The organism is Actinoplanes utahensis, from assembly GCF_016862455.1.
Classification (GTDB): domain Bacteria; phylum Actinomycetota; class Actinomycetes; order Mycobacteriales; family Micromonosporaceae; genus Actinoplanes; species Actinoplanes utahensis.
In genome coordinates this window covers 1-17,333 of the sequence record NZ_BOMZ01000072.1, presented here as the reverse complement: position 1 = coordinate 17,333, position 17,333 = coordinate 1, and the positions used below count along the sequence as shown (strand labels likewise).

The 17,333-nt window shown below is 72.4% G+C and carries 20 protein-coding genes and 1 pseudogene; 11 read left to right on the top strand and 10 right to left on the bottom strand.

Annotated elements, in window-relative coordinates; all coding sequences use genetic code 11:
- Window positions 1-52: 52 nt before the first annotated feature.
- Entirely contained in the window at window positions 53-910 is an 858-nt protein-coding gene (locus Aut01nite_RS24660) for a L,D-transpeptidase (protein ID WP_043522304.1), read from the top strand.
- 120 nt (window positions 911-1,030) lie between these two features.
- Here Aut01nite_RS24660 and Aut01nite_RS43710 read toward each other — a convergent pair.
- Window positions 1,031-1,253: pseudogene (locus tag Aut01nite_RS43710) on the bottom strand (helix-turn-helix domain-containing protein); the annotation flags it as partial.
- Window positions 1,254-1,466: 213 nt separating this feature from the next.
- Window positions 1,467-1,652 carry a hypothetical protein gene (locus tag Aut01nite_RS24650; protein WP_043522302.1) on the bottom strand — a complete coding sequence of 62 codons (186 nt, stop codon included), beginning with the start codon at window positions 1,650-1,652 and terminating at the stop codon, window positions 1,467-1,469.
- A 78-nt stretch (window positions 1,653-1,730) separates the two neighbouring features.
- On the opposite strand from Aut01nite_RS24650, the gene Aut01nite_RS24645 reads away from it, so the two are divergent.
- Complete coding sequence (locus Aut01nite_RS24645) at window positions 1,731-3,230, top strand: PP2C family protein-serine/threonine phosphatase (protein WP_043522301.1); 1,500 nt, start codon at window positions 1,731-1,733, stop codon at window positions 3,228-3,230.
- Between the two features lies 1 nt (window position 3,231).
- Here the strand turns inward: Aut01nite_RS24645 and Aut01nite_RS24640 are convergent, their stop codons facing one another.
- From Aut01nite_RS24640 to Aut01nite_RS24615, 6 genes are all read right to left on the bottom strand, one after another.
- Window positions 3,232-3,522: a TM2 domain-containing protein gene (locus Aut01nite_RS24640; protein ID WP_052163202.1), complete on the bottom strand. Its 291-nt coding sequence runs from the start codon at window positions 3,520-3,522 to the stop codon at window positions 3,232-3,234.
- 88 nt (window positions 3,523-3,610) lie between these two features.
- The gene (locus Aut01nite_RS24635) at window positions 3,611-3,988 is read right to left on the bottom strand and encodes an ATP-binding protein (protein ID WP_043522299.1); all 378 of its coding nucleotides are present in this window, start codon (window positions 3,986-3,988) and stop codon (window positions 3,611-3,613) included.
- The gene (locus Aut01nite_RS24630) at window positions 3,981-4,310 is read right to left on the bottom strand and encodes an STAS domain-containing protein (protein ID WP_043522298.1); all 330 of its coding nucleotides are present in this window, start codon (window positions 4,308-4,310) and stop codon (window positions 3,981-3,983) included. Before Aut01nite_RS24630 ends, Aut01nite_RS24635 begins: the two co-directional genes overlap by 8 nt.
- A gap of 90 nt (window positions 4,311-4,400) precedes the next feature.
- On the bottom strand, window positions 4,401-5,153 hold the full coding sequence (locus Aut01nite_RS24625) for an N-formylglutamate amidohydrolase (RefSeq protein ID WP_043522530.1): 753 nt from the start codon (window positions 5,151-5,153) through the stop codon (window positions 4,401-4,403).
- Window positions 5,154-5,192: 39 nt separating this feature from the next.
- Entirely contained in the window at window positions 5,193-6,203 is a 1,011-nt protein-coding gene (glnII, locus tag Aut01nite_RS24620) for a glutamine synthetase (protein WP_043522296.1), read from the bottom strand.
- A 164-nt stretch (window positions 6,204-6,367) separates the two neighbouring features.
- Complete coding sequence (locus tag Aut01nite_RS24615; RefSeq protein ID WP_161790577.1) at window positions 6,368-6,517, bottom strand: hypothetical protein; 150 nt, start codon at window positions 6,515-6,517, stop codon at window positions 6,368-6,370.
- Window positions 6,518-6,615: 98 nt separating this feature from the next.
- Between Aut01nite_RS24615 and Aut01nite_RS24610 the strand changes: the two genes are divergently transcribed.
- From Aut01nite_RS24610 to Aut01nite_RS24600, 3 genes are all read left to right on the top strand, one after another.
- On the top strand, window positions 6,616-6,981 hold the full coding sequence (locus Aut01nite_RS24610; protein ID WP_052163164.1) for a type 1 glutamine amidotransferase domain-containing protein: 366 nt from the start codon (window positions 6,616-6,618) through the stop codon (window positions 6,979-6,981).
- Between the two features lie 49 nt (window positions 6,982-7,030).
- Entirely contained in the window at window positions 7,031-7,882 is an 852-nt protein-coding gene (locus tag Aut01nite_RS24605) for a universal stress protein (protein ID WP_043522295.1), read from the top strand.
- 68 nt (window positions 7,883-7,950) lie between these two features.
- Window positions 7,951-9,600: a methyl-accepting chemotaxis protein gene (locus Aut01nite_RS24600; RefSeq protein WP_043522293.1), complete on the top strand. Its 1,650-nt coding sequence runs from the start codon at window positions 7,951-7,953 to the stop codon at window positions 9,598-9,600.
- A gap of 59 nt (window positions 9,601-9,659) precedes the next feature.
- Here the strand turns inward: Aut01nite_RS24600 and Aut01nite_RS24595 are convergent, their stop codons facing one another.
- On the bottom strand, window positions 9,660-10,127 hold the full coding sequence (locus Aut01nite_RS24595) for a response regulator transcription factor (protein WP_052163163.1): 468 nt from the start codon (window positions 10,125-10,127) through the stop codon (window positions 9,660-9,662).
- Window positions 10,128-10,262: 135 nt separating this feature from the next.
- On the opposite strand from Aut01nite_RS24595, the gene Aut01nite_RS24590 reads away from it, so the two are divergent.
- Window positions 10,263-11,186, top strand: a complete 924-nt coding sequence (locus Aut01nite_RS24590) for a siderophore-interacting protein (RefSeq protein ID WP_043522292.1) — start codon at window positions 10,263-10,265, stop codon at window positions 11,184-11,186.
- Here Aut01nite_RS24590 and Aut01nite_RS24585 read toward each other — a convergent pair whose 3' ends face one another.
- Window positions 11,187-12,581 (bottom strand): hypothetical protein, encoded by a 1,395-nt coding sequence (locus Aut01nite_RS24585; RefSeq protein WP_063958708.1) that lies wholly within the window; start codon window positions 12,579-12,581, stop codon window positions 11,187-11,189.
- A 165-nt stretch (window positions 12,582-12,746) separates the two neighbouring features.
- Here Aut01nite_RS24585 and Aut01nite_RS24580 point away from each other — a divergent pair, with 165 nt between their 5' ends.
- The 5 genes from Aut01nite_RS24580 to Aut01nite_RS24560 all read left to right on the top strand — a co-directional run bounded on the left by Aut01nite_RS24580 (window position 12,747) and on the right by Aut01nite_RS24560 (window position 17,257).
- Window positions 12,747-13,049: a protealysin inhibitor emfourin gene (locus Aut01nite_RS24580; RefSeq protein WP_043522526.1), complete on the top strand. Its 303-nt coding sequence runs from the start codon at window positions 12,747-12,749 to the stop codon at window positions 13,047-13,049.
- 121 nt (window positions 13,050-13,170) lie between these two features.
- Window positions 13,171-13,710, top strand: coding sequence for a hypothetical protein (locus tag Aut01nite_RS24575; protein ID WP_043522289.1), 540 nt, complete (start codon window positions 13,171-13,173; stop codon window positions 13,708-13,710).
- A 177-nt stretch (window positions 13,711-13,887) separates the two neighbouring features.
- Complete coding sequence (locus Aut01nite_RS44405) at window positions 13,888-15,846, top strand: polysaccharide biosynthesis tyrosine autokinase (RefSeq protein ID WP_152628470.1); 1,959 nt, start codon at window positions 13,888-13,890, stop codon at window positions 15,844-15,846.
- Between the two features lie 166 nt (window positions 15,847-16,012).
- Window positions 16,013-16,270, top strand: a complete 258-nt coding sequence (locus Aut01nite_RS24565) for a hypothetical protein (RefSeq protein ID WP_043522286.1) — start codon at window positions 16,013-16,015, stop codon at window positions 16,268-16,270.
- Window positions 16,271-16,819: 549 nt separating this feature from the next.
- On the top strand, window positions 16,820-17,257 hold the full coding sequence (locus Aut01nite_RS24560) for a CBS domain-containing protein (RefSeq protein ID WP_043522285.1): 438 nt from the start codon (window positions 16,820-16,822) through the stop codon (window positions 17,255-17,257).
- Window positions 17,258-17,333: the final 76 nt, after the last annotated feature.

Genomic DNA, 17,333 nt, shown 5'->3' with positions numbered 1-17,333 from the left:
CGGGCGAAACACCGGATGGATCCCCCGAACGAGACACCGCTACCCTGGGCGGATGCCTCGCCCGTACCTGCTGCTGTCGACGGTGGCCGCCGTGACCGTCGCCTCCGGCGTGGCCATCGTCGGCCTGGCCCGCGGCAACGAGCCCGCGACGATCGTCGAGGCGCCCCACCCGTCGGCGTCCGCGTCCCGGTCCGCGCCCTCCAGCGCGCCGGCCGTCCCGCCGGCCGCGGAACCGCCCGCCGGCCTGCCGGTGATCGCCTACGCGAAGGGCCCGGCGGGTCTCCCGGCCGACCCCGCCCCGGCTTCGACGGCCGCGATCACCGAGGCGCTGCGGCCGGAGACGACGGTGGCGCTGTACGACGCGCCCGGCGGCACCCCGCGCGCCGTCCTGCCGGCCCGGATCAGCGGCCTGCGGGTGCTCGCCCCGATCGTGGCCCGGCAGAACGGCTGGGTCGCCGTGCTCGCCCCCGCGGCGAACCGCCGGATCGGCTGGGTTCCCGCGGAGAACGCGGGCTGGACCGCCGAGCCGCTGCGCGACCAGCTCGTCGTCGACCTGAGCGAACGCCGGCTCAGCTGGCTTCGCGAGGGCGCCGAGAAGGGCCGCTGGACCGTCGCGATCGGCACGAGACAGACCCCCACCCCGCTGGGCCGCACGTTCGTGATGGGCCGCACCGGCACGTCCGGACCGGTCTACGCCGGGCTGGACGCGCTGGTGCTCGGCTCGGTGCCGGAGGAGCCGGAGAAGCTGGCGGCGAGCCTGCGCAAGGCGCACACCGGCATCCACGCCTGGACGAACACGTCCGTCTTCGGCGACGACGTGTCCAACGGCTGCGTCCGCACCCCCGCCGCCGTTCAGAAGAAGCTTCTCGCTCAGATCGATCCGGGAACCCCGGTGATCGTCACCGCCTGAGCGTCACCGGCCGGACCGCACGGGCACAGGTCATCCAGCGGCCCACCGAACAGCGCGGCCCGGAGTCGCGCCGCACCGCGACGTGGGTGAGCATCTTCGTGACCGGCACGGTCTGCCGCAGCATCTCCTTGCGCACCTCGTCGAGCAGCTCCGGCATGGGCAGCCCGAGCGCCCGGCAGATCGCCGCGAGCACCTCCGACGAGGCCTCCTTGGTGCCGCGCTCCACCTCGGAGAGGTACGGCAACGACACCCCCGCCACGTCCGCGACCTCCCGCAACGTCCGGCCCTGGGACTGCCGGATCCGCCGCAGCACCGCCCCGATCACCCGCCGCAACAGTGGCATGCCGGCTCCTCCCCCTCGTGGTGTCAGGCAATCATCATCGCCCTGCCGAGGTGGCGGCAACCCGTCGCCCTCAGCGGTTGCCGGGGTGGCCGGAACCACCGTCTCCGGCCCGGCGGGCGCGTTTCGGCCCGGACCCCCGCGGACCTCGCGCGGACGGCCACGGGAGGTGTGATCCGGCGCGGGGCGGCCCACGGCGTACCGCGGCGGGGGTTTCTAGAGACCGCGATCCCGGGCGATCCGCTCGACCTCGGCCTTCGCGTCGGCGAGGGAGGCGCCGGTCTGCTCGCGGTACGCCTTGACCGCGTGGATCTTGCGGCCGTCGGTGAGGTGGCGCACCACGTCCGGGTGGTCCTCGGCCGGGAGGTGGATCTCCAGGTGGTCCAGGAGCACGGCTTCCACCTCCCCATGGTGCGCCCGGACGGTAAGTCGTGCGCGCCGTGGGAGCGCTTCTCGGACCGGCCCCGATAGGCTGCTCGGATGGTGGACGAGGCGGTGGTGCGCGAGTTGATCGCCGCCATGCCCGTCGGCTTCACCTGGCTGGTGCCGGTGTACGGGCCGGACGGCGCCATCGACGACTTCCGGATCGGCGCGACGAGCGACCGGATGCGCGACATCTTCGGCCGGGGCACGCAGCGCGTCGGCAACCTGCTCCGGGAGCTGTACCCGAACCTGCCGGACGGTCCGCTGTGGAGTCTGTACGTGGAGGTGATGACCACCGGCGTGCCGGGCCGGATGGACGAGTTCCGACACGCCGAGACCCGTACCGGCGCCGTCGCCGACTCCCGGTTCGCGATCAGCGCCGACCGGGTGCTCGGCGGGCTGCTGGTGTGGTGGCAGCGCGTCGACGAGCATCAGCGCCGCCTGGAGCGCACCGAGGTGCTCGGCAGTCTCGGCTGGTCGGAGTACGACCTGGTGACCGGCGTCTCGGACTGGTCTCCGGGGATGTACCGGCTGTTCGACCGGGATCCGGGGTGCGGGCCGCTGTCGCGCACCGACCAGGCGCGGGCGATGCTGCCGGAGGACCGGGGTCTCGCCGAGGCGGCGTGGCAGACGCTGGACAGCGGGGCCACCTCGGACGTGACGGTCCGGTTCCGGATCGGCGGCGGCGTCAAGCACCTGCGGATCCTGTCCGACACCGCGCGGGACGTCACCGGCGCGCCGATGAAGATCTACGCCGTGGTGCAGGACGTCACGGCCCGGGTGGACTTCCGCACCGAGATCGACACGCTCAGCGACCGGCTGCGCAACAAGGAGATGACCGCGCTGGCCGAGCACCGGCTCGCCGGCCAGCTGCAGAACATGATCCAGCCGGTGCCGGTCGCGCCGTTCGACCTGGCCGGCATGGAGGCGATGGTCAGCTACCTGCCGGCCGAACGCGCCGTTCAGGTGGGCGGCGACTGGTACCACGCACAGACCCTGCCGGACGGTCTGGTCGCGCTGGCCATCGGCGACGTCGCCGGGCACGGCCTGGAGGCGGCCAGCGGCATGGCCCATCTGCGGTTCGCGCTGGTGGCGTGGCTGTCGATAGGCATCCGCGAACCGGGCGAGCTGCTGCGGCACATGAACCGGCTGTGCGTCCAGCTCGGCATCACCGGCACCGCGCTGGTGGCGATCTACGACCCGCGGACCCGGTCGCTGCCGTGGGCGCGGGCCGGTCACCCGGTGCCGCTGCTGGGCCGCGAGGGCCGCACCGCCGAACTGGATCCGCCGCCCGGCCTGCTGCTCGGCGCCGAACCGGAGGTCCACTTCACCACCGTGCGGGCCCGTCTGCAGCCCGGCGACCTGGTGCTGCTCTTCACCGACGGCCTGGTGGAACGCCGCGACCCCCGCGGCGGCCGCTCCGACGAGATCCGCGACCACCTGTCGGCGGTGTCGGCCGACCCCGGCACGGAGCCGCTGCCCCGCATCCACCGCATGCTGTACGCCCCGAGCCCGGACGACGACACCTGCACCCTCGCCGTCCGCGTCCTGGCTTAGATCAGTGCACCCGGCCCTCGAGGATCCCGTGCCGGCCCATGATCGCCGCGCGCCGGGCGCCGTTGACCGCGCGGACCCGGCGGCCGATCAGGAACAGGTCGGCGAGCGTCCACAGTCCGAGCCCGCCCAGCGTGAACAGCATCGCGATCGAACGCCCGGTGTCACCGAGGTAGAACCGGTGCCCGCCGATGATCCCGGTCAGGCCCCACAGCAGGTACGCGGTGCGCGCGTCCTTGCGCACCGCGTCGTACTCGAATTCGGCCCGCCGCGCGCGGTACCGGATCTCGTCCACGATCAGTCCCTTCGCCTGCGGATTCACATCCCACATCACGTGGCCGGGCCGTGGATGGTTCGGCGCCGTCGCCGGCGCCCCATCGGCGCTATAGATCGAGGCAGATGCGCACGAGGGTGCCGCCGGGCACCGCGGTGGTGTAGACGGAGTCGCAGACCAGCTCGACGATCGCCAGCCCGCGGCCCCGGACCGCGTCGGCGGACGGCATCGCGCGGCCGAACGGGCGGTCCGCACCCTCGTCGACAACGTCGCAGACGAGCCGGCCGTCCTCGGTCCAGATCCGGATGTGGCCGCCGCCGGAGGTGTGCTGCAGCGTGTTGGTGGTGAGCTCGCTGACCGCGAGCGTGAGCGCGTCGACGCGGGCCCTGGGCAGGCCGAGCGCGAGCGCCCGCTCGGTGACGAAGGCCCGCACCCGGCGCAGGTCGTCGGGGACCGCGTAGGACATCCCGTCGGTGACCTCAGGCATGGCGGCGCTCTTCGGCCGGGGCGCCCAGCAGCACGTCGAGGCCGGTCAGCTGGAGCACCGCGGCGACCGGGCCGGCCGCGTCGGTCACGTAGACACGGCTGCCGGTGTGCTTGGCCGCGTGGTGTGCGGTGATCAGGCTGTGCACCCCGCTGGAGTCCAGGAAGGTGAGACCGGCCAGGTCGACGAAGACGGCCCGGGCGCGGTGCACGGCGTCGAGCAGGACGGCGGTCAGATGCTCCCGGGCGCTGAGGTCGCACTCACCGGCGAGAGACACCGTGATCCGGCCGTCGCCGGCGGATGTCCGCGCCTCGAAGTTCGCCATCGACTGCCGTGCCCTTTCCCCGCGCGTGCCCCTGCCCCGGGCCATCATGTCATCCCGGCGGCCGGAACGGCGCTTTCGCCGGTCACCCCGTCAGGGGATGCTGTCGACCAGGGCCGCCAGCGCCCCGGCGACGGTGGTCAGGCCGGTGGTGGGCGGTCCGCCGGGCTCGGTCATGTACTGATCGCGGCGGATCTCGATCATCAGGGCGGCCACCTCGGGATTCCGCCGAAGATGGCGCAGCGGCACGTAACAGCCGGCGAACGGGCTGTCCAGGGCGGTGTCCGGGAAGACGGCCCGGGCCGCCGCGACCAGCTCCGGCGGGGTGTGGAACGAGTCGGTGCCGAGGCAGACCGGCGGGCGGGGGCCGTCGCCGTGCAGCTCGTACGGCAGGCGCTCGGTGGGGTACGAGTGGACGTCGAGCACGATCGCCCGGCCGGTCGCCGCGAGGCGCTCGTCGACGAGGGTGGCCATGGCTTCGGCGTACGGCTCGAGATAGGTCTTCAGAAGCCCCGCATCGCGTGCCGGGTCGTCGGGCCGCAACCGGTCGCCCGCATGCCCGTGCGTGTAGACCGGGCCCATTCCGGCCTGGACCATCTCGTCGTCGACGAAGCGTTCCGGGTCGACGACCAGGCGCGACAACCGGTTCACGAAGATCCACGGCCGGGTCCGGGCGGCGTCGGCCGCGGCCCCGGCGATCAGGTCGGTGTGCGCGTCGGTGAGGTGATCGAGCTCCCGGCCGATCGTGGCCGGGAACAGGCCGCTCGCCACGATCTCGCGTGCGGCGTGCGGCACGTGCAGGATCACCGGCGAGGCCGGGTCACCGGGCAGAACGTCGAAGGACACCGCGCGAACGGTACGCGCGGTGACCTTCGACATCGCCGATCAGGCCTGGCCGGCCGCGTCGCCGCAGATCGTGTCGATCAGGAGGCGGGTGACCACGTACGGGTCCACGTTGGCGTTCGGGCGGCGGTCCTCGATGTAGCCCTTGCCGTCCTTCTCGACCTGCCACGGGATGCGCACCGACGCGCCACGGTCGGAGACGCCGTAGCTGTACTCGGTCCACGGGGCGGTCTCGTGCAGGCCGGTGAGGCGCTGGTCGATGCCGGCGCCGTAACCGTCGACGTGCTCCTGGCGCTTCTTGCCCAGCGCCTCGGCGCCCGCGATGATCGCGTCGTAGCCCTCACGCATGGCCTTGGTGGAGAAGTTGGTGTGCGCGCCGGCGCCGTTCCAGTCGCCCTTGACCGGCTTCGGGTCGAGGGTGGCGGAGACGCCGTGGTCCTCGGCGATGCGGTAGAGCAGCCAGCGGGCGACCCAGAGCTCGTCGGCGACCAGCGGGGCGGCGACGGGGCCGATCTGGAACTCCCACTGACCGGGCATGACCTCGGCGTTGATGCCGGACAGGTGCAGGCCGGCGGCCAGGACGGCGTCCATGTGCTCTTCGACGATCTCGCGGCCGAAGACCTCGTCCGCGCCGACGCCGCAGTAGTAGCCACCCTGCGGGGCGGGGTAGCCGCCGCCGACCGGGAAGCCGAGCGGGCGGCCGTCCTTGAAGAAGGTGTACTCCTGCTCGATGCCGAAGATCGGCTCCTGGTCGGCGTACTTGGCGGCGACCTCGACCAGCGGGGCGCGGGTGTTGGTCGGGTGCGGGGTGCCGTCGATCAGCTCGACCTCGCACAGCACGATGATGTTGTCGCCGCCGCGCAGCGGGTCGGGACAGGTGAAGACCGGCCGCAGCACACAGTCGGACTTGTCGCCGGGCGCCTGGTTGGTGCTGGAACCGTCGAAGCCCCAGATTCCCGGCTGCTCGCCGTCGGCCAGGATCTTCGTCTTCGAGCGCAGCTTCGCGGTGGGCTGCGTTCCGTCGACCCACAGGTATTCGGCCTTGACCGCCATCGTCCTAATTCTCCTCTAACAGGGGTACTCGGGGCGTACTCCGCCTAGCCTGGATAGACCCGATGAATACCCGCTAAACCCAGGCGCGGCGCCAGAAGGCTAACCCCCGCAGATCAATTCCATGTTTCCGTTCCCGCACCTCGGACGCGTGATCCACGTAACCTTCACCAGTTTTTCGCCACTGATAACAGTTCATTTCGGACGCGTGTGACGTGCACCTCGTCCCAGGTGGATGCGCGGGCCGCCAGATAGAGCGTGTTGATCGGCGGGTCCTCGGTCGGCATCGGGTCGAGGAGCGGCGCGGCGACCAGCACGAACTCCTCGTCGCACAGGGCATGGCGCGCAGCCCGGCCCAGCGTGGCCGGATCGCGCTGACCACCAGGTCCAGCCGCCCGCCGGCGGGCACGGCGCGATGTGGGACTTCCCGTCCGACGCGGGCCTGACGGCCTTCGCCCGGGAGCTGTACGAACGCGGCGGTGTCGTGGCCGCCGTCTGCCACGGCCCGGCCGCCCTGGTCGGCCTCACCCTCTCCGACGGGACCCCGCTGGTGGCCGGCAGGCGGGTCGCCGCGTTCACCGACGCCGAGGAGAACGCCGTCGGCCTCACCGAGGTGGTCCCGTTCCTGCTGCAGAGCCGTCTGGAGGAGCTGGGCGCCCGGCACTCCGGCGCCGCCGACTGGCAGCCGCACGTGGTCACCGACGGCCGGCTGGTGACCGGGCAGAACCCCGCCTCGTCGGCAGGCGTCGCCGAAGCCGTCGTCGACGTATTGAAGAACTGAGCTCCAGAGACCACGATCAGGGGAGGGACACGGGTAAGGAGGTGGCTCCGTGGCCACTCGCAGGATCGTGGTGGGGTACGACGGCTCGCCCGACGCGCGCAAGGCCGCCCGGTGGGCCCTCGACGAGGCGTACCGGTCGGATGCCACGGTGGAGCTGCTGTACGCGTACGAGTGGCCCAGCTACGTCCCGGCCGCCGCGATGATGCCGGCCGCCGCCGTCTACCCCGACACCGACACCGACGACGCCGTCGGCGAGATGCTGACCATGGCCGTCGAGGCGGCCGCCGGCAGCCACCCGGGGGTCCGGCTGCACACCCGGGTGGAGCACGGCACCGCCGCGGTGGCGCTGGCCCAGCGCAGCGCCGAGGCCGCGCTGGTGGTGGTCGGCGGGCCGCGGCAGTCGGCGGTGCGGGCCCTGCTCGGCTCGACCTGCGCCTCGGTCGGCGCGCACGCCCGCTGCCCGGTCGTGGTGGTCCGCGGCGAGCCGCGGGACGCGGCGCCGGTGGTGGCGGGGGTGGACGACTCCCCCGCCGCCGGTCCGGTCCTGGGTTTCGCCTTCGAGCAGGCGGCGGTACGCGGTGTGCCGCTCCACGCCGTGCACGGTTGGACCCCGCCGCCCGGCCGGGATCTGCTCTGCGACGCCAACCTGGAAGCGGTCGACGCCGAGCGGCAGCGGCTGCGGTCGGTGGTGGACGGCTGGCGCCACCGGTTCCCGCAGGTGCCGGTGACCAGCGAGATCCTGGTCGGCGCGCCGGGCGAGGTGCTGGCCGGGGCGGCGGCCGGAGCGCAGCTGGTGGTGGCCGGGGCGCGGGCGCGGCGGATGGCGCTGCGGCCCTCCGTCGGCAGGCACCTGCTGCACCGGGCCCGGTGCAGCATCGCCCTGGTCCATCGAGGCCGTTAGCACCCGCCCGTACCAAGAACTTGAGCAATCTGCCGAAATCACCCGGAATGACTCCTAGAGTTTGAGTCATGCAGCTGGAGAGTCCGCCCGTGCGGCGCACCGCGCTGGAGCGGGTCCTGGGCGACCGGAGCCTGCTCGTCAAGAGCACCGTCGCCGCCGCCTGTGTGGCGCTTGTCGCGCTGGTCGTCACCGCCGTGGCCCTGACCCGGATGGCGACGCTGCGCGACAGCCTGCAGGACATGAAGGATCAGCACGTCGACAGCATGGAGCAGATCGCCGACATGCGCGGCGGGCTCACCGAATTCTTCCGCAGCGGGCTGCTGCACAGCGCCGGCCAGAGCGGCAGGAACCAGCAGATGATGCAGATGGCGCTGGAGGCCAAGGCGGCCGCCGAACAGCGGATCGACGAGTCCGTCGCCGCCTACCGGGAGATCGCCACCACGTCCGGCGCGAACGACCGCCTGGAGAAGCTGACCGCCTTCGAGGAGGGGATGCTGCGCCACCGCGGGCTCAGCACCGTGATCATCTTCGGTCAGACGCCGCCGGCCGGTTTCGAGATGCCCGCCCAGAACGAGATCCTCGGCGCGTTCAACGAGAGCGAGGCGGGGATGACCACCGCCATGAACGATCTCCAGGTGGCGGAGGAGGCCGACGCCGACGCGATGGCCGCGGAGGGCAACGACGAGTACCACCGGGCGCTGTGGATGACTCTCGGCGGCCTCGCGATCGGGTTCCTGCTCGCCGCGTTCGTCGGGGTCGGCGTGATGCGGCTGATCAAACGCCAGCTCGCCACCGTCTCCACGGCCCTGCAGGCGGTCGCCGACGGCGATCTCACCGTGCCCGCCGAGGTCCGGTCCCGTGACGAGCTCGGCCAGATGGCGCTGGCCACCAACCGCGCCCGGGAGGGCCTGCTGACCAGCGTCCGGCAGCTCAACCACGGCGCCGAGGTGCTCGGCGACGTGACGCGGCGGCTCGGCGCCATCACCTCGCGGCTGGACGCCGAGTCCCGGGCCGCCGCCGAGCAGGCCAACCTGGTGGCCGGCACGGCCGGCGAGGTCTCGGCGAGCGTCCAGTCGGTCGCCGCCGGCTCCGACGAGATGGGCGCGTCGATCCGGGAGATCTCGCAGAACGCCAACAGCGCCGCCCAGGTGGCGTCCAGCGCGGTCACCGTCGCCCAGACCACCAACGACACGGTCGCCAAGCTCGGCACGTCGTCCGAGGAGATCGGCAACGTGGTCAAGGTGATCACCGCGATCGCCGAGCAGACCAACCTGCTCGCCCTGAACGCGACGATCGAGGCCGCCCGGGCCGGTGAGCTGGGCAAGGGCTTCGCCGTGGTGGCCACCGAGGTCAAGGACCTGGCCCAGGAGACCGCGAAGGCCACCGAGGACATCGCCCGGCGGGTCGAGGCGATCCAGGCCGACACGTCCAGCGCCGTGATCGCGATCCAGGAGATCTCCCGGATCATCTCGGAGATCAACGACTACCAGGTGACCATCGCCTCCGCCGTGGAGGAGCAGACCGCCACCACCAACGAGATGAGCCGCAGCATCGGCGAGGCCGCCAACGGCAGTTCCACCATCGCCGGCAACATCAACGCGGTGGCCAGCGCGGCCCACACCACCACGGCCGCCCTGGGCGAGGCCGAGGCGTCGGTCGGCGAGCTCACCCAGGTGGCCGGTGAACTGCGCCAGGTGGTCCAGCGCTTCCGGGTCTGAGCCCGGCCCGGCCGCGGGTGGATTCCGGCCGCCGTCCGCGCCCGGAATCCACCCGCGGGTCAGCCTTCCAGCGGGACCAGGCGCTCGACGCGGCGCAGCAGCTCAGCCGGGGAGAACGGCTTGACCAGGTAGTCCTCGGCGCCGGACATGTGGCCGAGCAGCACGTCGGCCGCCGCGCCCCGGCCACTGATGATGATCACCGGGATGCCCGCGGTCTGCGGCGACGAGTGCAGCTCGTAGCAGAACCCCAGCCCGTCCAGGCCGGGCATGCCGACGTCGAGCAGGACCAGCTGCGGGCGCTCGTTGACGGCCAGCGCCAGAGCGGTACGCCCGTCGTCCGCCTCGAGCGTGCGGTAGCCCGCCGCCCGCAACTTGAACGCGAGCAGCTCCCGGACGCCCTCGTCGTCGTCGGCGATCAGCACGGTCGGCGGCTGCAGGGCCGCGGCCCAGTCCTCCTCGGCCCACGGCAGCGCGCCGGCGTCACTGAACATCAGGGCCGTGGTGGCAACGGACGGCGTCTGCGGCATGTCGTCTCCTCGCTGGTGGGACCGTACTGATCGGCGCGAGGACGGCGTGCCGCTGGAAGTCGCCGGTTGCGGTCCGGGTGCGACCTCTCCCGGCGGTTAGGTTAGGGTTACCTAAACGACTCGTGGGAGGCGACCGTGACCCAGACTGCCCTGCCGACCGAGGTGTCACCGTTCCGGTTCTTCCCGGTCCAGGTCGCCCGGGTCGCCCGGCTCAGCCCGAACTTCCTGCGCGTGACGTTCACCGGCGACAGCGTGGCCCACTTCGCCGACAACGGCTGGGACCAGCGGATCAAGCTGATCCCGCCGCTGCCCACCGGCGGCCACGAGCACCTGCCCACCGGCGCGGACTGGTACGCCCGGTGGCGCGACCTGCCCGAGGAGCAGCGCAACCCGATCCGGACCTACACCGTCCGCCAGGTCCGCGCCGCCGAGCGCGAGGTCGACGTCGACATGGTGCTGCACGGGGTGAACGGGCCGGCCTCCCGCTGGGCGGTCGCCGCCGCCCCCGGGTCCACGATGGTCATCCTCGGGCCGAACGCCGACTTCACCGGCGGCGCCGGCGGCATCGACTTCCACCCGCCGGCCGGCACCCGCCGGCTCCTGCTGGTCGGTGACGAGACCGCGGTCCCGGCGATCGCCTCGATCCTGTCCCGGCTGCCCGCCGACACCGTCGGCGAGGCGCTGCTGGAGGTCCCCGAGTCCGCCGACCGGCTCGACCTCGTCGCCCCGGCCGGTGTCACGGTCACCTGGCTGGGCCGCGACGGCGAGGCGCACGGCACGAAGCTGATCCCCGCGGTCCGGGCCGTGGCGCCGCGGCTTCTCGGCGACTGCCGGCCGCCGGCCGTGCCCACCGACCTGGAGGACGTCGACATCGACGAGGGCCTGCTCTGGGAGGTGCCGGAGGAGACGTCCGGCACCCCCGAGGGCTTCTACGCGTGGCTGGCCGGCGAGGCCGCGGTGATCAAGACGCTGCGGCGCCACCTGGTCGCCGAGTGCGGCGTCGACCGGCGGGCCGTCGCGTTCATGGGTTACTGGCGGCTGGGCCGGGCGGAGTGCTGATCAACTCCCCGGCGTGATCCGCAGCAGGCCGGTGACGGTGCCCTGGTAATAGGTCCGGTCGATCACCGTTCCGGCGGTCTGCAGCGGGTCGACCAGGCCGTACCCGAGGAACGTCCGGTCGCTGACCGCCCCGGTGCCGGAGTCGACCGCGGTGAGCGAGAACCCGTTCAGCAGGCCGTCCTGGATCACGGTGTAGAGCTTGCCGTCGGTCACCGACAGACGCGGCAGGGCGGCGCTCCGGGTGCCGGTCCGCCAGGTCACCGCACAGCCGGTGCCCGCGGCGTTCACGTCGATCCGGGTCAGGCCGCCGGTGAAGTCGGCGTCGGCGGGCACGCTCGTACCGGCGCCGTCGGGCAGTTTCGGGTAGTCGTACCCATAGGTGTTGGTGATGAAGACGCTGCGGCCGACCGCGACCGGCGCGTTCTCGGTGCCGGAGGCGGCGAGGTCGGTGAAGAGCGGCTGCACGCAGACCGGGTTCGCCGGCCCGTCGGTGGGCAGCACGATCAGGTTGAGGTGCGGGTCGGCGTTGTCGGTGATCGCCACGTACTCGTAGCCGGTCACCGGGCCGAAGAACACCGGTGTCGCGCCGCTGCCCCAGCTGAGCTGGCCCGGCTTGCGGGCGGCGCCACGGTCGTACGTGTACCGCCAGCGCGGCGCCGGAACGGCGGCCGTGGTGTCGAAGACGTAGAGCGCGTGGTCGCTGGTGACCGCGAACCGGCCCGGCGCCGTGGAGATGCTGTTGGCGACCGTCTCCCCCGCCGGCAGCCGGTGGGTGGCGATCGCGCCGGTGGCGGTGTCGGCCGCGCCGACCGTGCCGGCCGCGGTGACGAACCAGACCCGCCCGTCGTAGGCGGGGATCACCCCGACCACGGCGTCGTCGCTCGCGATCGCGCCGGCCAGGGACAGCCGCGAGGTGACGGTCAGCGAGTCCGAGGTGTGCGCGATGCGGAGCAGGTCGCGGTTCCCGTCGACGATCACCACCTGGTTCCGGTCGTCCAGGTAGGCGTAGACCCCGCCGAGCAGAGAACCCTTGGCGATCGGCAGGGAGGCGAGCGTGCCGCTGCCGCCCTTGTCGATCAGCTTCAGCACCGGGGCCTGGCCCAGGTATTCGGTGCAGAGCGCGAGCAGCGCCTTGTCGCTGCCGTGCAGCAGGGTGGGGCAGGCGGCGAGCAGGTTGTAGCGGGTGACCCGGGACGTGCTGCCGGCCGGGCCACGGCCGGTGAAGGTCTTGGCGGAGGCGCTGTCACCGTGGGTGCTGGCGCCACCGGCCGGGGCGGTGAACGGGTTCTGCGGCGCGGACCGGCCGGTCGCCACGGCGGCGGCCTGCGCGGGGACGGCGGTGGCCAGCACGGCCGCCAGCCCGGACACGGCGGCCGCGACTATCTTCGGGAGCACGCTCTCTCCTTTTCGGGGCCTCTGTCGCCCCACCGCTGAGCACTATGACCCGCGATACCTCCCATCGCCTATAGGTTTGATCGAATATCCCACAGTCCAGGACCCGACAGCGCGGTGACCTCGATCCGACAGCCCATCTGTCGGCGGGGTGCCACCGTCGAGAGCGTGACCCCACATGTACGAGCTGAGCTCCGTCGATCCGGAGGCTTCTCGGACCGGTCGCTGCGCGTCGTCCTGGACTCCGCGACACTCCCGCGGGACCAGGCCGCCCAGCTCACCCACCTGGTCGAACAGATCGATCTGACCCGGGTGGCAGCCGAGATCAACGCCATCTCCGACGCCGACCTGACCCGCTACCACCTGGCCGTCGAATACGGCGGGCGACATTGGCGCGGCACCGTCGCCGAACCCTGCGTACCCCACGAACTGCGCCCCCTGCTGCGGTTCCTGACCAGCGCCGCCCACTGACGGCCGGTGGCGGGCGCTGCCGCGACGTCGTGGTGACAGCACCCACCACCGGCCGGAGAAGATCTCAGCTTGCCCGGCGGCCGGCCGACAGTCCGGTCCCCGACCGCCGAGGCAGGCACCGATGTCCCGATACGCCGTCCGCACCGCCGTGTTCGCCGCGACCCACCTGGCCCTCTTCCTGGCCGCCGCGCACGTCCCGTACCTTCCGCTCGCCCCGCTGGTGGTCGCCGCCTTCTGGCTGACCGCGCAGACCCGCTACGACCGCCGCCGGCTCGACGTGATCGCGCTCGCCACCACGGTGATGGTCGGCGCCACCCTGGACGGTGCCGGCCTGCTGATGTGCGCCACCGTGGCGATCGCCGAGGTGGTGCCCGCCCTGCTCTTCGCCGTGCTGCTGCAACGCTGGCGGCCCGTCTCGGCCGGCCGGCTGGCCGCCTCCGCGATGCTGGCCGCCACCGCGGCCGCCGTCCTGCGCGGCGTCATCGACCCCGGCGCCGGGACGGCCGCGGACGCTTTCGGCTTCGCCCGCGACGCTGTGCTACTGCTCCTTCTGACCTTCGTGGTACGGCCGCGGCGGCGGCCCACTCCTGCGCCGCAGACGCCCGAGGCGCCCACCAAGCGGGAACCGACCCGGCGCGGCCACCTCACCGTAGTGCGCTGACCAGGGAGACCTTCGCCATACCGCCCGTCCGGACGTTCATGATCCCCGTAGCCAGGGGTCCCATCCGGTGGAAGAATCTCCGGCTCTGGATCAGCTTGACGGGGAGGAACCACCGAGATGACGACCTACGGACGATCCGCGCGAACACTGCGCCGATACGGTCCATGGACGCTGGTGGTGACGACGGCGACCATCGCCGCGGCGTACGCGTTCAACCAGTCCGCCCCGTCCGGCTACGAGTCCGAGGCGACGGTCCTCGTCGAGTCCCGGCTCGCCGTCACCCGGCCGGACGGCCCCGTCGCCCCGGCCGTCACCACCCCGCTCCCCTCCCCCGTCGTCCCGGACCTCGGCACCGAACGCGAGATCGCCCTCTCCGACAGCGTCGTGGTGCCGGCCGCCAGCCGGATCGGCATCAGCGCCGCAGCGTTCCGGGACGATCTGAGCGTCACGGTGGTGCCGGGCACCCATGTGCTCCGGGTGATGTACGCGTCCGGCAACCCGCACAGCGCCCAGATCCGGGCCCGGGCGCTGGTCGAGGCGTACGCGGACTACCGCGCCGACGGCCCGTTCACCGTCACCCCGATCAGCGAGCCGACCCTGCCCGGCGAACCGCCGACCCGCCCGGCCGCCCCCGACCTGGCCGCCGGTCTCGCGGCCGGCCTGCTGCTCGGCGCCGGGACCGCGCTGCTGCGCGCCGGCACCCGCGGCCGGGTCCGCGGCCGCGACGACTTCGCGAAGCTGACCGGCGCGCCGGTGCTGGCGACCGTCCCGCGTCACCGGGCCGCCGGCCGGCCGGTGACAGTGCACCAGCCGGACTCCCCGGCCGCCGAGTCCTACCGCTATCTGCGCTCCCGCCTGCAGCCGTCGCTGCGCCCGACCAGCGCCACCACCATCCTGGTCACCAGCCCCGGCGACCGGCAGGGCCGCACCACGACCGCCGCGAACCTGGCCGTCACCCTCGCCCGGACCGGCCGCTCGGTCATCCTGGTCGACGCCGACCTGCGCCGGCCGCGGCTGCACCAGATCTTCGGCGTATCCGGCGAGTACGGTCTGACCGCCGTCCTGGACGGCGACGCCGGTGTCCCCGACGTCCTCGAGGACACCCGTGTCCCCGGCCTGCGCCTGATCCCGGCCGGCGACACCGACGGCGCGCACACCGACCTGATCGGCGGCGCCCCGCTCGCCCGCACCCTGCGCGCCGTGCAGAAACAGGCCGATGTGGTCGTCATCGACTCCAGCGCGGTGCTCACCGCCTCCGGCGCGATCAGCCTGGCCGCCCTCGCCGACCAGGTGCTGCTGGTCGGCGACTTCCGCCGCACCAGCCGCGAGTCGGTCCGCCGCGCCCTCGCCGAACTCGCCGAGGTCCTCCACGGCAACGTCAGCCCCGTGCTGGTCAACGTGCCGAAGAGCGCCGGCGCCCTGGTCCCCCGCCCTCGCACCCACCACACCGCGCCCAGCAACGAGCCGTTCACCCGCGACCGCCTGGTCTCCGACGCCGACGACGTAGCCCCACCCGGCGTCACCTCGCACACCTACGTCGACGCCCAGCCCGCCACTCCCCACAACGACGCCCTCGCCGACTACTACGCCCGGACCGCCACCGTGGCCGTCCCCGTGATCTACGGCTCCACCAGGACCGCCACCGTCTACGCCTCCTCCACGGTCACCATCACCGAAGCCGACCTCGACGCAGACACCGATGCGGAACCCCGCGCCACCCCTCCCGCCGACACCGTCCTCGACATCGACGCCACCCCGCATCCCGACCACAGCGCGCACGCCGACGCCAGACCGCACGCCGACGCTGAACCGCACAGCGAGGCGGCCTCACACAGCGACGTCGACCCGTACACCGACATCGACCCGCACGGCAATGGCGACCCGCACGGCAATGGCGGAGCGCACACCGACGTTGACCCGCACGCCGATGGCGGCCCGCACGGCAAGGCGACCTCTCACCCCGACGGCGATCCGCCCAGTGCGGCGACCTCTCACCCCGACGGTGAGCCGCACAGTGCCGCGACCTCGCACACCGACGGCGATCCGCACGGCGACGCGGCTCGGCACTCCAACGCCGACACCGGGAAGCCGGCCGCCGGCGATCCGGCCGACGATGACGAGAAACCGGGGAAGTAGCCGGATTGACCCTCGATCGTGTCAGTTCATGGACAACACCGGGCCCACTGTCCGATTAGCGTCGCTCCTGGAGCGTGAATGAACCGCAACGCCCGATTGGTCCCACGGTGAACAGGGCATGTGCCGCACAGGCCCCGCCCGGCGAATCTCCCCAGAGAGGTGAGCGATGACCACGAACCAGACCACGATCGCCGAAGACACGACCACCAACGGCAGCGGCACCACCGAACGCGCCCGTCAAGCCGTCACGACGGCAGGCAACCGGGCCGCCGGCGCCGTCCGCCGAAACCCCAAGAAGTCCGCAACCGCGACCACCCTGGTCCTGGCCGCCGCCGCAGCCGGCGCCGTCCTCCTGACCCGCCGCCGCTCGGCTGCCAAGGCGTCCCGTACCCGCAACCGCATCGCCGCCCTCCTCCACCGCTGACCGAGAACCCCCGATGCCACCGTCCTGCCAGGACGGTGGCATCGGCATCTCCACCACCGTTCAGCCTTCCCTCCCCGGACACCGCCATCGCCCGCGCAGCACCGGACCCCGTCCGGCTGGTTCTCACGGCTGTCTCGAAAGTGGGCCATCACCGCAGCAAATGCCTTGATCGAAGACGTTATGTCAACCGCGCCCAGCGGCCGGCTTTCATCGGCAGCCGCGGGAGTATCGGTCCAAGGACGAGCGGGCCCGGTTGCGGTGTTGTTCGGCTGGTCGTCGCGGCTGTCTAAGGCCCGTCGAGACAGCCGCGACGACCAGCTGGATAAGACCCACTGATCCGGGACAGAACCACGGCCGTCCATAGCCTTCGGACACCGCTTGGCTCTGTCCTCCTGCCCTCCCCGGGAGTCAGTGGTGGGGGCCGCCGGCGCCCATGAGGGCCCGCGGAGGGTGGGGTGTCTCAGAGGCTCCCGCTTGACAGGAAGCTCTGGGTTCGGCATAGAGGTGGTACGCGGGCCGACCAGAGCAGGACTGTGCGAGGGAGGAACTATGCGGATCAGTGACATTCTCCGGGTCAAGGGCGAGCAGGTGGTGACCGTGACCCCGGAGTCGACCGTCGAACGATTGGTGGCGGTTCTCGGAGAACATCGAATCGGGGCGGCCGTCGTGTCGTCCGACGGCTCGGTGGTGGAGGGAATCGTCAGTGAGCGAGATGTCGTACGCGCCCTGGCCGCACGAGGAGCCGCAGTCCTCGTCGAGCCGGTCAGCGCCATCGCGACAGCCCAGGTCAGAACAGTGGAACCGGAAGCCCGACTCGAGGACGTGGAACGCCTCATGACGCAGGGCCGGTTCCGCCACGTCCCCGTAGTCATCGACGGAACACTCCGCGGCGTCATCAGCATCGGTGACGTCGTCAAGAACCGCATCGACGAGCTGGAAACCGAACGCAGCACCCTCACCGAATACATCACCGGCGAACGAGTCTGACCACAGGACCCACAAGAAATCCCGAGGACTCACCGGAGAACACCGGCACTCCCGTGGTCCGCACGTCGCGGCAGCC

Excerpts from the sequence above, each read along its gene's own strand:
- Aut01nite_RS24660 (WP_043522304.1), top strand. The coding sequence starts at position 53 with ATGCCTCGCCCGTACCTGCTGCTGTCGACGGTGGCCGCCGTGACCGTC.
- Aut01nite_RS24645 (WP_043522301.1), top strand. The coding sequence starts at position 1,731 with ATGGTGGACGAGGCGGTGGTGCGCGAGTTGATCGCCGCCATGCCCGTC.
- Aut01nite_RS24635 (WP_043522299.1), bottom strand. The coding sequence starts at position 3,988 with ATGCCTGAGGTCACCGACGGGATGTCCTACGCGGTCCCCGACGACCTG.
- Aut01nite_RS24630 (WP_043522298.1), bottom strand. The coding sequence starts at position 4,310 with ATGGCGAACTTCGAGGCGCGGACATCCGCCGGCGACGGCCGGATCACG.
- glnII (WP_043522296.1), bottom strand. The coding sequence starts at position 6,203 with ATGGCGGTCAAGGCCGAATACCTGTGGGTCGACGGAACGCAGCCCACC.
- Aut01nite_RS24610 (WP_052163164.1), top strand. The coding sequence starts at position 6,616 with ATGTGGGACTTCCCGTCCGACGCGGGCCTGACGGCCTTCGCCCGGGAG.
- Aut01nite_RS24600 (WP_043522293.1), top strand. The coding sequence starts at position 7,951 with ATGCAGCTGGAGAGTCCGCCCGTGCGGCGCACCGCGCTGGAGCGGGTC.
- Aut01nite_RS24595 (WP_052163163.1), bottom strand. The coding sequence starts at position 10,127 with ATGCCGCAGACGCCGTCCGTTGCCACCACGGCCCTGATGTTCAGTGAC.
- Aut01nite_RS24575 (WP_043522289.1), top strand. The coding sequence starts at position 13,171 with ATGTCCCGATACGCCGTCCGCACCGCCGTGTTCGCCGCGACCCACCTG.
- Aut01nite_RS24565 (WP_043522286.1), top strand. The coding sequence starts at position 16,013 with ATGACCACGAACCAGACCACGATCGCCGAAGACACGACCACCAACGGC.
- Aut01nite_RS24560 (WP_043522285.1), top strand. The coding sequence starts at position 16,820 with ATGCGGATCAGTGACATTCTCCGGGTCAAGGGCGAGCAGGTGGTGACC.